The organism is Dethiosulfatibacter aminovorans DSM 17477 (assembly GCF_900142005.1).
Taxonomy (GTDB): Bacteria; Bacillota; Clostridia; order Tissierellales; family Dethiosulfatibacteraceae; genus Dethiosulfatibacter; species Dethiosulfatibacter aminovorans.
On sequence record NZ_FQZL01000027.1, the window covers coordinates 1 to 13,275 of the forward strand.

At 41.8% G+C, this 13,275-nt stretch carries 12 protein-coding genes; 9 read left to right on the forward strand and 3 right to left on the reverse strand.

Annotated features, from left to right (window positions below; genetic code table 11):
• Window positions 1-318, forward strand: a 318-nt coding sequence (locus tag BUB05_RS14365; protein WP_073050316.1) for an aldehyde ferredoxin oxidoreductase C-terminal domain-containing protein, incomplete at its 5' end; no start/stop codon positions are given.
• Window positions 319-513: 195 nt separating this feature from the next.
• Here BUB05_RS14365 and BUB05_RS14370 read toward each other — a convergent pair.
• Window positions 514-822 carry an MGMT family protein gene (locus BUB05_RS14370; protein ID WP_073050317.1) on the reverse strand — a complete coding sequence of 103 codons (309 nt, stop codon included), beginning with the start codon at window positions 820-822 and terminating at the stop codon, window positions 514-516.
• Between the two features lie 141 nt (window positions 823-963).
• On the opposite strand from BUB05_RS14370, the gene yyaC reads away from it, so the two are divergent.
• From yyaC to buk, 8 genes are all read left to right on the forward strand, one after another.
• On the forward strand, window positions 964-1,482 hold the full coding sequence (gene yyaC / locus BUB05_RS14375) for a spore protease YyaC (protein WP_073050318.1): 519 nt from the start codon (window positions 964-966) through the stop codon (window positions 1,480-1,482).
• Window positions 1,483-1,664: 182 nt separating this feature from the next.
• Window positions 1,665-3,446, forward strand: coding sequence for an aminopeptidase P family protein (locus tag BUB05_RS14380; RefSeq protein WP_073050319.1), 1,782 nt, complete (start codon window positions 1,665-1,667; stop codon window positions 3,444-3,446).
• A gap of 180 nt (window positions 3,447-3,626) precedes the next feature.
• Window positions 3,627-5,744: a sigma-54 interaction domain-containing protein gene (locus tag BUB05_RS14385; protein WP_073050320.1), complete on the forward strand. Its 2,118-nt coding sequence runs from the start codon at window positions 3,627-3,629 to the stop codon at window positions 5,742-5,744.
• A gap of 418 nt (window positions 5,745-6,162) precedes the next feature.
• Entirely contained in the window at window positions 6,163-7,947 is a 1,785-nt protein-coding gene (gene iorA / locus BUB05_RS14390) for an indolepyruvate ferredoxin oxidoreductase subunit alpha (protein ID WP_073050351.1), read from the forward strand.
• Window positions 7,947-8,513, forward strand: a complete 567-nt coding sequence (locus BUB05_RS14395) for an indolepyruvate oxidoreductase subunit beta (protein WP_073050321.1) — start codon at window positions 7,947-7,949, stop codon at window positions 8,511-8,513. Before iorA ends, BUB05_RS14395 begins: the two co-directional genes overlap by 1 nt.
• A gap of 417 nt (window positions 8,514-8,930) precedes the next feature.
• Window positions 8,931-9,833, forward strand: a complete 903-nt coding sequence (locus tag BUB05_RS14400; protein WP_073050322.1) for a bifunctional enoyl-CoA hydratase/phosphate acetyltransferase — start codon at window positions 8,931-8,933, stop codon at window positions 9,831-9,833.
• Window positions 9,834-9,904: 71 nt separating this feature from the next.
• Complete coding sequence (locus BUB05_RS14405; protein WP_073050323.1) at window positions 9,905-10,582, forward strand: hypothetical protein; 678 nt, start codon at window positions 9,905-9,907, stop codon at window positions 10,580-10,582.
• Window positions 10,583-10,595: 13 nt separating this feature from the next.
• Window positions 10,596-11,669, forward strand: coding sequence for a butyrate kinase (gene buk / locus BUB05_RS14410; RefSeq protein WP_094762975.1), 1,074 nt, complete (start codon window positions 10,596-10,598; stop codon window positions 11,667-11,669).
• A 92-nt stretch (window positions 11,670-11,761) separates the two neighbouring features.
• On the opposite strand, the gene BUB05_RS14415 is transcribed toward buk, so the two are convergent.
• Complete coding sequence (locus BUB05_RS14415) at window positions 11,762-12,580, reverse strand: MerR family transcriptional regulator (RefSeq protein WP_073050325.1); 819 nt, start codon at window positions 12,578-12,580, stop codon at window positions 11,762-11,764.
• A 298-nt stretch (window positions 12,581-12,878) separates the two neighbouring features.
• Window positions 12,879-13,178, reverse strand: coding sequence for a hypothetical protein (locus BUB05_RS14420; RefSeq protein ID WP_073050326.1), 300 nt, complete (start codon window positions 13,176-13,178; stop codon window positions 12,879-12,881).
• Window positions 13,179-13,275 lie beyond the last annotated feature (97 nt).

The following is a 13,275-nucleotide window of genomic DNA, read 5'->3' on the forward strand; positions in this document are numbered from 1 at the left end:
ATGGGCAAGGGACTGAGAATAAACGACAAAACCCCTTACAGGACCATGGGACCTGTAACCCCCGAGGAATACGAATCAAGGGCTGAAAGATACGACAAGCAGCTGAAGGAGACAGTGGGATACGATCCAACAGGAAAGACAGTTGAAGAAAAGATAGCGGCAATGAGAGCATACAGGGAAGACCAGTACGAGAAGCTTACGGATGCAGTCTACAAAAGAAGAGGATGGACAGAGAACGGAGTGCCTACTCCGGAGAAGCTCAAGGAAATAGGCATGGACTTTCCGGGACTTCTTGATGTTGTGGAGAAGCATATATAAAGCAAAACTCTGTGACTGATTCTTATGGAGAATAGTTACAGAGTTTTTACACTAAAATAGTATCAATTTTTTAACTGACTCTTTTCGTTGAAGGATGTCTTGTATCCCAGATGGACTGTCAAAAAAGGAAGTAAGTGACACATTTTCGATGATTTTATGTTGTGCAGTATAGGGTAGAGCGTGTTGATGAGGTTTTTATATTCCCGTATAACGGTAAATCCTAAGATCCACTTTTCCGGAACCTGTAAACTCCACACCTTCCTCCTCAAGGAGGTGTCTTTGCAACAGTCCTCCCTTGTCGGCGGGCAGGGATATCTCTCCCTTTGAGTTTATGACCCTGTGCCATGGCAGGTCATGGCTTCTGCTCTTGGAATGCAGTATCCTTACGACCTGTCTTGCCCCTCTCGGATTTCCTGCCCATTCCGCGACCTGTCCGTAGGTCATAACCTTTCCTGGCGGTATGGATTTTATTATTTCAATTACATCTTCTGTAAAGGGTGTCATAATACCTCCTGAATATGATATTTTGATACAATAAATTCTTTATATGACTATGTGTATTATGATATCATATATACATAGCAAAAATGAACATTATGTTGTGGATTTTTCACCGGCACATATTGTTGACAGGGAGGTATGATTATGATCAAGATTTCCATAGATATAGAAGACGGCGACGGTGTTGATGTACTTGCATGCCATCTGGAAAAGGTTTGCAACTTCGACGGCAAGGTGGACATAGTCTGCATAGGTACTGACAAGGTTATACCGGATTGCCTTGGCCCGATTGTGGGAACCATGCTTTCGGATATGAATCTTCCTGACGGTGTTAATATTACAGGTACCCTTGAAGAGCCCATACACGCCCTCAATCTGGCCGACAGGGTTGGAGCGGAAATAGATTCCGATTCCTTCATAATCGCAGTGGATGCCACCAGGGGAGCAAAAATGGGACAGATACAGATAATGAACAAGCCCATCTATCCCGGGAGAGGAGTCCACAAGAACCTATCCTATATAGGCAATGTGTCAATAATAGGTACCACATGGGAAAACGACGAAGGGACGGATATTCACAAGCACAAGATCAGGCTTGGAGAGGTTTACAGCATGTCAAAGGTGATAGCTGAAGCTTTGCAAAAGGCTATGGTATCGAAATGAATACAGACAAGAACCACAATAATCCTGTTAGCAGCCAGGTGCATTGTGGTTCTTTTACAGCTAAGGCATAGCTGTTTATTGTTAAATAAACTTCACAAATATAATGCATAATTCATGATATCATTATTAGTATGATGAATGATTAATAGAAATGTACTTGAAGATATGGAGGTAACAATATTATGGAAAATGTGATTGTTGAAAGATTGAGGAATCTTCGCGGGAAAATGAAGGAAGAGAAGATTGATGTGTACATAGTGCCAAGTTCGGATCCCCATTTGAGTGAGTATTATGCCGACCGGTTCAAGTGCAGGGAATACATAACGGGATTTACAGGATCTGCAGGAACTGCAGTAGTAACCCAGGATGAGGCAGGGTTGTTCACAGACGGAAGATATTTTATACAGGCTGAAAAGGAGCTGGATGGAAGTGGAATAGACCTTTACAAGATGAAGGAACCGGGCGTTCCTACCCTCAACAAGTGGCTTGAAAGCAAACTTTCTGACGGAATGACCCTTGGATATGACGGCAGGCTTTTCAGCCACAACCAGCTGAAGGAGATGAAGGAAGATCTTAAATATAATAAGATAGACTATGTAGATGACAAGGATCTTGTTGACCGTATTTGGGATGTAAGGCCTGGGATGCCTGACTCCAGAGTATTCATACATGATATCAAGTATACAGGCATCGATACGGGAGAAAAGATTGGAAAAGTTAGGGAAGAGATGAAGTCAAAAAAGGCTGACGTATATTTGATGAATTCTCTCGGAAGCATAGCATGGCTTTTCAATATAAGAAGCCATGATGTTAAATACACTCCTGTTGCCTATGCCTATGGATTTATTGACGACAATGGAGCCAGGCTGTATATCGACAAGGACAAACTGGATGTAAACGACCTTGTATATCTGAGGGAACAGGGCGTGGATATTAGGGATTACGACAGGTATTTTGATGATTTGAAATTGGTTGAAAACAGCAGGATATACTATGATCCCGATATGTCAAATGGTCTAATGACAGCATCGCTTGATGATTCAAATACGTTGATTGATGGAAAAGATATAGTTTTCATGATGAAGGGATGTCTGAGTGATGCTGAGGAAAAAAATCTGAAGAGTTGTCAGATAAGAGACGGAGTTGCAATGGTTAGCTTCCTTTGCTGGTTTGACAAGGCAGTTGCGGAAGGCGGTCTTTATGAAGGAGAAGCGGCTGAGAAGCTTGAAGACTTCAGAGCCGACCAGGAGTTGTTTATAGAACCTAGCTTCGAGACTATTTCCGCATATGGAGAAAATGCTGCTCTTATGCACTACAGCGTAGATGAGAAAAATCCTGTAGAAATTGGCAATAGAGGACTATATCTTCTTGATTCCGGTGGTCAGTATTACGATGGCACGACTGATATAACAAGGACGGTTGCTGTCGGTGAACTTACAGATGAAGAAAGAAAGGATTTTACATTGGTATTGAAGAGTCATATTGCAATGGCCAAGGCGGTATTTCTTCAAGGAAGCACAGGGTCCAATCTTGATGCAATAGCAAGACAGCCCATATGGAATGAATACATGGACTACAAGTGCGGCACCGGCCATGGAGTGGCCTATGTGGGAAGTGTTCACGAGGGTCCTGTGAGACTCAGCATGAATCATCAGTCTGTTGTTATAAAGCCAGGCATGGTTGTCACCAACGAACCTGGCATCTACAAGGAAGGCAAACACGGCATTAGGCTGGAAAATACACTTCTCGTGAAGGAGAAGGCCACAAACGACATGGGAACCTTCCTTGATTTTGAGACGATTTCCTTCTGCCCATTAGACTTGAGATGCATTGAAAGGGACATGCTTACAGATGATGAGGTTAAATGGCTTAACGATTACCATAAAAAGGTATATGACCTGCTGTCTCTAAGTCTTGGTGAAGATGAGAGAGCATGGCTTGAAAATGCGACGATGCAAATTTAGCTAGCAGAACAACAAGAATCATTAGCATGATCAGATGATGGATATAATCCACAGAACCCCTGATTTAAGAGGATTCTGTGGATTTTTTGTTGACACTTTGCATTTCATTAATATAGAATTGACTTATAACACAGCAATGAAAATCAAAGTCGTATATATAATCAGGAAGGACTGAAAGTCATGAAAAAAACAATAACCGTAATAGACTATGCTTCATCCATTGAAGTTATATGCAATCAGATAAGGGAAATTTTTGAAGACAGATTCAGTATAAACAAGGTTCTTGCAGAGGAAGTTTATGGATATGGGGAAATCTCAGGAGACATGGTGCTGCTTCCCTCGGACGGCATATTGAATGTTGTGAAGAACAGGATTGATACTAAATCCGAGATAGCCATAATGAGCAGGACCATATCCCTTGAGGGATTCGATAAACTGAAGAAACTGGAGTCCGATGAGAGCATATATCTGGTGGACAATACATATGAAAGGGCTTGTGAGATTTGTACGGTGGTATACAAGCTTGGTCTTAAGGATTTTGACATGGTGCCTCTCGGAAGGGACAAGCTTGAAAAAACAGCTTCCGGACCAAATGATATTTTTGTATTCCTGGACAATTCAAGCAAAATCAAGGAAGGCCAGACTGTAAATATTGGTGAAGCTCTACTTGATATAAACACCATAATCGACATATCGGTAGGTATGGATGCGCTCAATCTTCTTATGGACAAGGATCTCAACAAGGTATACAGGGAAATGGTCACATCAAGAGCCGGTCTGGCGAGGATTCTCAACAGGGCCAACCGCTACGACAGTCAGATAAATGTTCTCTTTGACAACTCCGATGAAGGGATAATCGAATTTGACCTTGACAGGAGGGCCGTCCATTTCAATGATAAGGCAATTGAGATATTGGGGAAGAATGATGAAGCCATTGCCGACGTCCATGCCTGCGACCTAATCAAGAATATTTCCTTCAACTCGGTATATTTCAGCAGGAATACCATCATTGACGAAGTAATCAATATCAACGAAAAAGACCTTATAGTGTCCGTATATCCACTTGTGAATTCGGGAAAATTCTATGGATCATTGGCCATTGTCAAGGAATTTCAGGAAGTGGAGAAGAAGCAGCACAAGATAAGGAAAAAGTTAATAGGCAAGGGGCACAGGGCCAAGTACACCTTTGACGACATAATAGGAGACAGTCTCGAAATAAGGAAAACAAAGGAAATAGCCATGAGGATGGCAAAGTCGGATTCTTCCGTTCTGATTCAAGGAGAGACTGGAACCGGAAAGGAACTTTTTGCCCAAGCCATACACAATGAATCAAAAAGAGGCGACTATCAGTTTGTGGCTGTCAATTGCGGTGCTCTTCCTGAAAATATACTGGAAAGTGAACTTTTCGGATATGAGGAGGGCGCTTTCACGGGAGCAAGGAAGGGCGGCAAGGTGGGGCTTTTTGAGCTTGCCCACAGGGGAACCATATTCCTTGACGAGATAGGCGAGATGCCTAAAAGTCTTCAGATAAAGTTTCTTAGGGTTCTGCAGGAAAAGGAAATCATGAGGCTTGGCAGTGATTCAGTCATATCTGTGGATATAAGGGTTATTGCAGCTTCCAACAAGAAGCTTGAGGATTTGGTGAAATCCGGAGAATTCAGGGAGGATCTCTTCTATAGACTGAAGATATTACCTTTAAATCTCCCTTCCCTTAGAGAAAGAAGGGATGACATACTTGATATATTCGATCATTTCAAGGATGTATATGAAGGAAGATTCACAATGACCAAGGAAGCCGAAGCAGCTCTCCTCAAGTATGGATGGAGTGGCAACATACGTGAACTCAGGAATGTGGCGGAATACCTTGCAAGCATGGATATGAAGACAATAGAAAAGTCGGATCTTCCCTTTGCATATGATGAAGATGTTCCAGAAGAACCATTGAAAGATGGAAACAATATAGTCACCGAAAAAGTCGAGAAATCAGAAAATATTGAGGACTCTACTTCAGTTCATGATTCCTATGAACGAATAGAAGAAATTTTTGGGGTAAGGGAGCCTGCCAAGTACATTTTTGTGTTAAAATCCTTGTATGAAGCCAGAAAAAACAGAGAGAGGATTGGACGGAGAAGTATCTGCAGCAAGGCTCTTGAAGAAGATTTTTATATAAGTGAGAAGGAGGTAAGGAATATCCTTGTAGATCTCGATAAAAAGGCTTATATTGTAATCCAAAAAGGCAGGGGTGGCAGTATCTTGACTGAAGAAGGTGTGGAATTGGTCGAGGAACTTTTGGATTGAATGTTTTGGAGAAATAGAGAATGAATGGGACGAAAGGCGAAGGGCCCGTAATCCCCAATGCGCGCCCATTAGGCCCTAAAATCCCTTAATAATTCGATAAAATATTTAAAGAGCAGCCTTTAATAAAAATGGGCTGCCTTTTTTAATTTGGGCAACTAAAGTTTTACAATCTCTTTAAGCATTGTAACTGTAAGGGTTGCGCAAATTCTTCTTGATATATGTGTAACGGATAGGAATTGATTATTGGGGTGGTAGTGAAATTGGCACGGAACTTGCTTTAATATCATGCATAAGACATTAACGGGCTAAATTTGTATTAAGCCCATTCAATAAAATTAAGGAGAATGATATGAGTAAACCAATTGCAGAAACTTTAGCTGCCGCTAAACCGGAACTTAAGAAGCAAAGCGAACCTAAAATGAAGAAACTGTTCACAGGTAACGAGGCCCTTGCCAGAGGAGCATATGAGGCAGGAGTGACTTACGCATCGGCTTATCCCGGAACACCCAGTACTGAAATCCTTGAAAACACAGCTCTATACAAGGGAGCAATCCTTGCTGAGTGGGCACCCAACGAGAAGGTTGCTCTGGAAAATTCAATAGGAGCATCAATAGCAGGTGGAAGGACATTTGCATCGATGAAGCATGTTGGACTCAATGTTGCAGCGGATCCTCTCTTCACATTTTCGTATACGGGAGTAAACGGCGGCATGGTCATCATCACTGCAGACGAGCCAGGACACCATTCTTCACAGAACGAGCAGGACAACAGAAACTATGCGAAATTTGCAAAGATACCTATGGTTGAGCCTTCAGACAGTCAGGAATGCAAGGACATGATGAAGACAGCCATGGAAATCAGTGAGGAATACGACACTCCCGTACTTCTGAGGATGACTACAAGAGTATGCCACTCAAAGGGTATTGTAGAATGTTATGACAGGGAAGAAGTTCCTTTCAAGGATTATATAAAGCAGACAAACAAGTACGTTGCTGCTCCTGCAAACACAAACAGAAACAGGTTGAAGGTTGAAGAAAGGACAATCAGTCTTAAGGAATTTTCAGAGACTACACCACTTAACTTTACGGAGATGAATGATGCAAAAATAGGTGTTATATCTTCAGGTGGATCTTTCTACTATGCAAAGGAAGTATTCGGAACCGATGCTTCATATCTTAAGCTTGGATTCACATATCCACTTCCTGAAAAAATGATACAGGAATTTGCATCACAGGTTGAAACCATATATGTAATTGAAGAGAACGATCCTTACATCGAAGAGCATGTCAAGCTTCTTGGAATCGAATGCCACGGATACGATACATTCCCTGTAACAGGTGAAATGACTCCTGACGTAATCAGAAAGGCTGTTTTTGGTGAAATGCTTGAAGCGAACAAGTATGACAGGGAAAAGGTAGTTGGAAGACCTCCTACACTATGTGCGGGATGTCCCCACAGAGGATTCTTCTACGAGCTTGGCAAAAGGAAGGATACATATATTTCCGGCGACATAGGTTGTTATACACTTGGATACCTTGAACCTTACAATGCAATGGACAGTTGTATTGTAATGGGTGGATCAATGAGTATCGGACACGGTGCCCAGCAGGTATTCAACATGAAGGATACAAACAAGAAAAGGGTTGTATCGGTACTTGGGGACTCTACCTTCTTCCATACCGGAATCAACTCTCTCACAAACGTAATATACAACAAGGGTAACAGCATAAATGTAATCCTTGACAACAGGATCACAGGAATGACGGGACACCAGGAGAATCCTGGATCGGGATTCAAGCTTCAGGGAGAAGCGACAAACATAATTGAAGTTGAGCCTCTGGTAAAAGCTCTTGGATTCAAGAATGTAAGGACAATAAATCCCAACGACCTCAAGGAAGTAAAGGAAACTCTAGACTGGGCTTACTCTCTTGACGAAGCATCTGTAATAATCACAAGATATCCATGTGTTCTCAAGAAGTTCTCTGATGCTGACAAGCAGGAATTCGAGGGTCTTTTCCAGACAAAGTGTACAGTTGAAGAGGATAAGTGCATCGGATGTTCAAAATGCATGAAGACAGGCTGTCCGGCACTTTCCTTCGACAAGGTTGCTAAGAAGGCTTCAATAGACAGAACACAGTGTGTAGGATGTGACGTATGTGCACAGGTTTGCCCTGTAGATGCAATAATCAAGGAGGTAAAATAATGACTAACAGCGTATTATTGGTAGGAGTAGGCGGACAGGGAACCATCCTTGCCAGCAAATTGTTGACAACAGGCTTGATGGAATCAGGATATGATGTGAAGATGAGTGAAATCCACGGAATGAGCCAGAGAGGCGGATCTGTTTCCTCTCAGGTAAGATATGGAAAGAAGGTTGACTCTCCGGTTATTGAACACGGCGGAGCGGACATACTTGTATCTTTCGAAAAGATGGAAGCCCTTAGATGGATGGATTACCTGAAAAAAGGCGGAAAGGCAGTAGTGAATGATTACTCCATAGAATCGATGCCGATTAAAAACGGATCATGCGTATATCCTGAAGGAATCAACGAAGAGCTCGAAAAGGTGGCTGATGCAAAGATATTCAATGCTGCAAAAATGGCAGAAGCTCTTGGCAATCCCAAGGTCATGAATATAATCCTTCTTGGCGCCCTCGTCAACAATATGGGAATCACAGATGTTGACTGGGAGAAGGTCATTTCCGAGAATGTGAAGCCGCAGTTTGTAGACATCAATCTTGAAGCCTTCAAGATCGGAATGGAGATGTAAAGATTAAATTCATCCTTGATTAAAAACTGAATAGTCAATACTAAAGGCAACTGTTAAGATATGCAGAAATGATTTGAACCTCCCCTAAATTGTGACTACAAATTCAAATTATAACAGTTGCCTTTTTTTAAAACAGAGTTTAATTTAAAAGTTATAGTTGAGTTTATTCTAGAACCTTTATGTCTCGACGATTCAACGGGACATGAAAGGGATAGGATAAATACGAAACTCAACTTTTAAGTTTAAACTTTACATTAATTTGTCAAGGTTAGTTGAGTTTAATTCGAAACTTTTCTAGCCTTTACAGTAACTGTTAAGGCTACAATGGAATTATAGTAATATGCATGTATATAAAACAAAATATTATAAGGTGGCTTTGTTCAAAATCAAAGCTTACACAACACTAAGGAGCATAAGATGGTTATAAAAAATTTCGACCACCTCATCGAGCTGGTCAAGGATATCGATGGAGTAAAAAGGGTAGCAGTGGTATGCGCCCATGACGAGCATACGCTGGAAGCTGTGCAGAAGGCTGAAAATGAGGGGCTTGTTAAGTCCGTATTGATTGGTAAAGGTGCTGAAATAAAGGAAATATTGAAAAAGCTGAATTTTGCGAAGGAAGATTCTGAAATAATTGATATTGAGGGAGACCAGGAGTCATCATACAAGGCTGTTGAAATCATCAGGGAAGGTGGAGCTGATTTCATAATGAAGGGAAAGATACAGACAGGAGACCTGTTGAAAGCTGTTGTTGACAAGGAAAAAGGTCTCAGGACAGGAAGGGTCATGTCCCATATAGTTTTCAACGAGGTGCCAAACTATCACAAGCTTATAGCTATAACAGACGGTGGAATGATGATGTATCCCGACCTTGACAAGAAGAAGCAGATTCTTGAGAATGCAGTGGACGCCTTGATATCTCTTGGATACGACAAGCCGAAGGTTGCAGCCCTTGCAGCAGTTGAGAAGGTCAATCCAAAGATGCCTGAAACAGTCGATGCAGGAGCCCTTAAGGATATGTATATCAACGGACAAATTGAAAACTGCATAGTCGAGGGTCCCATATCCTACGATCTGACAATGAGCAGGGAATCTGCTGAAATAAAAGGATTTGACAGTCCCGTTACTGGAGATGCGGACATTATGCTTGTTCCTAATATAACAGTAGGGAACATTCTCGGCAAATCACTTATCTATTCTGCAGGAGCAAGGATGGCAGGCTTTATAGTCGGTGCAAAGGTGCCTATAGTACTTACTTCAAGAGGATCAACATCTGAAGAGAAATATCTGTCGCTGGTACTTTCGGCTGCTGCGGTTTAATAAATGACTTATAGGTAAAATAATTAAAATATACAGTTGATTAATGATATAATTATATGAGGAGTAATTTAATGAACAAAGGTGATTTTTTGTGGATTGGCGGCATTGCGTTGGTGGTATTGTTTATAGTATCACCGCAAACCAATCCGATATTTTTAAGTTTGACTTCGAGTCATCCTTATATGATGGCGTTTGCCAAATTTGGAATACTGGCTACAATGGGAGAGCTGCTTGCCCATAGAATAAGAAGTGGGAAATGGACCAAGCCTGTAGGAATGATGTACAAGGCAGTTGTGTGGGGATTCTTCGGGATATTGATAACTCTTGCATTCCAGTTGTTTACGGCCGGGGTTGTTTCAGCGCAGGCAAAAGGATACTTGCCGGGTGAGGGATCAGGACTGATGTTTGCTTTCTTTACATCATCTACAATGAACCTGTTCTTTGCACCTGTATTCATGGCTTGTCACAAGTGTACGGATTCATATATAAACCTGAGTGTAGGTGGAATTATTAAAAAACCAACACTTGACGATGTGCTGAAGGATGCGGACTGGAATTCATATGTGAATTTTGTGTTGTTGAAAACAGTGCCGTTCTTCTGGATACCTGCACATACAATAACGTTTTTGCTGCCGGGAGAGTACAGGATTGTGGCGGCAGCTTTCTTGTCCATAGCATTGGGAGCATTTCTTGCGCTGGCGAATAAAAAAAAGACGGTAGCCCTTGAACCGTGTTTAAGGGAAATATAATTACAAGGAGAAAATCATGTATAATATTTTAGCAATTAATCCGGGATCGACTTCGACAAAGATTGCACTCTATGAAGATGAAAAACTGATACAGGAAAAGAATATAACTCACTCAAACGAGGAAATTGAGAAATACGAGAAGATTACTGACCAGTATGAGATGAGATACAGCGAGATCATGAATTTCCTCAATGAAATCAATTACGATGTGAAGAATCTCTCCGCGGTTGTTGGAAGGGGTGGTCTTCTTCCTCCGGTGAAGTCGGGAGCATACAAGGTCAATGATGTCATGGTTGACGTTCTCAAGAACAGACCTGTTTTAGAGCACGCATCCAATCTTGCTGCAATCATCGCTTACGAAATGGCCGAAGAACTTGGAATACCTTCCTACATATATGATTCTGTTGCAGTGGACGAACTTGATGACATAGCGAGATATTCGGGAATGGTGGACATCAAGAGAAAGAGCCTTTCCCATGCCCTTAACATGAGAGCTACTGCAATCAGTACTGCAGAAGAAATCGGAAAACCTTACACGGAATCCAACATAATAGTTGCACACCTGGGCGGTGGAATGAGTGTTTCCATTCACAAAAACGGCAAGATGGTTGACATAGTGTCGGATGATGAAGGTCCATTCTCTCCGGAAAGGGCAGGAAGGGTTCCTTGCAAGGATCTGATTTCAATGTGCTATAAGTACGACCAGAAGACAATGAAGGCAAAGCTTAGAGGGAAAGGCGGCTTGATTTCATACCTTGGCACAAACGATGCCAGGGAAGTTGAGAAGATGATCGGAGAAGGCAACAAGGAAGCGGCGATCATATATGAAGCCATGGCATACCAGATAGCAAAGGGAATAGGCGAGCTTGCTACTGTTGTAAAGGGCAAGGTTGATGCAATTGCGATAACTGGTGGAATTGCATATTCCAAGATGATAACAGACTGGATAACGGAAAGAGTTGAATTCATAGCTCCCGTACATATCCATCCCGGCGAAAACGAGCTTGAATCTCTTGTTCTTGGAACAATAAGGGTTCTTGACGGCAAGGAAGAAGCCAGGGAATACAAGGAAGAAGTAAGGGTTTAGGTTGCAATTGATTAATACTCAAGAAAAGTATTATGTAAATATGAAATGGAAAAGGGTGCACCTCTTGTTGTAGATGGTGCTCCCTTGATTTATTATTCGACAATAGGTATCTGAATCTCGGTAATATAGAAGTTCGGGTCGCTTGAAATGTAGTGGTCTATTATTGTTCTTTCGACGGCAAAATCCCCAAGGGCCAGTTTTTTCTTCTTTGCATACTCGGTGAGACTGCCGTAGTGCTTATGTGCCTCGTGGTGGTCTCCCCTAATATATTTGGTGAGCCACGCTCCTGCTTCAAGCCAGTCCATGTTCCTGGTGTGGTTGTAGAATGGGTCGTCGGCCATGAGGAAGGCTGCGGAGAATTCCTCCGGTCCCCTTGTATCTACAATATCCATGTCAACTATGAATCCTACATCTCCTATGAATATGCTGGGTGGCAGCTTGTGGTCATTCTGCAGATTAACAAGGTTGAACTCCCAGTCCTGCTGTTCCTTCATTTCCTTTTTAAGCTTGAGAATCCTTCTCCTTTCCAGCTTTTGAACCGTGATCACACCTGAAGGGGGAAGGTTTCTGATGTATTCTATTGAAGCAATCCTTTTTTTGATTCTTTCCTCCAGAAGCTTAAGTTCGGCCATCTCCTCGTTGACCCTTTTAAGCTGGTCCTGGAGGATGGTTTCGTATTCGTTCATATTCCTGTTTTCCATATGCTTCTTGATTTCCTTGATGGATACTCCCATATGTCTGAAATAGTTGATGAGATGTATCTCCTCCACCTTGTCTATTGTATAGTATCTGTATCCGTTTTCGGAAATGCCGCTTGCCTTGAAGAGGCCTATGTCGTCGTAATACCTGAGATTCCTTGGTGAAACGCCGGCTATTTTCGAGAATTCCTTTACATTAAGCTGCAGACTCATTGGTTTCCTCCCTTGCAATTCGAACGGCTTGATTATATAAAAATGATTTCATGGATTGCATTGGCATTACAGTTGCTGTAAACATTATTGTATTACATATGGATGATTATGACAACAGGAACTGTATAAGGTTGCGGTGTCAAATGGGGTCAAATATAAAAAGCACCTGGAAAAATTTTCCAGATGCTTTTTGAACCCTTTTAGCACATTGCTTGCCTATACTTTCCCGGCCTCGGGGATGGAAGGCTTTTGCATTACCCCTAATGTTTATGCTCTCATGGATTGCTGCAGCGGCATATCAGTTTTCTATACAGACTTTGTGACTGAATTCATTCAGGAAAGATTTGATTATACCGTCGGTCTTGTTTTCGTCCAAGCTGTATCCGGTATAAATTGCATCCATAGTATGTATTCTGATTTCAGTTGTAGTATGGTTTCTTATTATTACAGATATGCTCAAGAGGTCGTTGTCCATAATCAGTATTTCTTCGTCATCGGAATCGTCGTCATAAAAAACAGAGATAGCCTTTTCTCTAACTGACAATGTACATGGTTTTGTTTCGAAAAAACCGGTTTTCAGTTTGAATTTACAGACCATAGATGCCTCCTTTTGTACAGCTGCTTTATATAGTATACAGGAATTTAGAAAAATAGGAATACTTCCGGAGAGGATGTCAATGACAAATCTTGTCACA

Bases quoted from the DNA above. Each gene is read 5' to 3' on its own strand.
- BUB05_RS14370 (WP_073050317.1), bottom strand. From the start codon at position 822: ATGACACCCTTTACAGAAGATGTAATTGAAATAATAAAATCCATACCG.
- yyaC (WP_073050318.1), top strand. From the start codon at position 964: ATGATCAAGATTTCCATAGATATAGAAGACGGCGACGGTGTTGATGTA.
- BUB05_RS14380 (WP_073050319.1), top strand. From the start codon at position 1,665: ATGGAAAATGTGATTGTTGAAAGATTGAGGAATCTTCGCGGGAAAATG.
- BUB05_RS14385 (WP_073050320.1), top strand. From the start codon at position 3,627: ATGAAAAAAACAATAACCGTAATAGACTATGCTTCATCCATTGAAGTT.
- iorA (WP_073050351.1), top strand. From the start codon at position 6,163: ATGAAGAAACTGTTCACAGGTAACGAGGCCCTTGCCAGAGGAGCATAT.
- BUB05_RS14395 (WP_073050321.1), top strand. From the start codon at position 7,947: ATGACTAACAGCGTATTATTGGTAGGAGTAGGCGGACAGGGAACCATC.
- BUB05_RS14400 (WP_073050322.1), top strand. From the start codon at position 8,931: ATGGTTATAAAAAATTTCGACCACCTCATCGAGCTGGTCAAGGATATC.
- BUB05_RS14405 (WP_073050323.1), top strand. From the start codon at position 9,905: ATGAACAAAGGTGATTTTTTGTGGATTGGCGGCATTGCGTTGGTGGTA.
- BUB05_RS14415 (WP_073050325.1), bottom strand. From the start codon at position 12,580: ATGAGTCTGCAGCTTAATGTAAAGGAATTCTCGAAAATAGCCGGCGTT.
- BUB05_RS14420 (WP_073050326.1), bottom strand. From the start codon at position 13,178: ATGGTCTGTAAATTCAAACTGAAAACCGGTTTTTTCGAAACAAAACCA.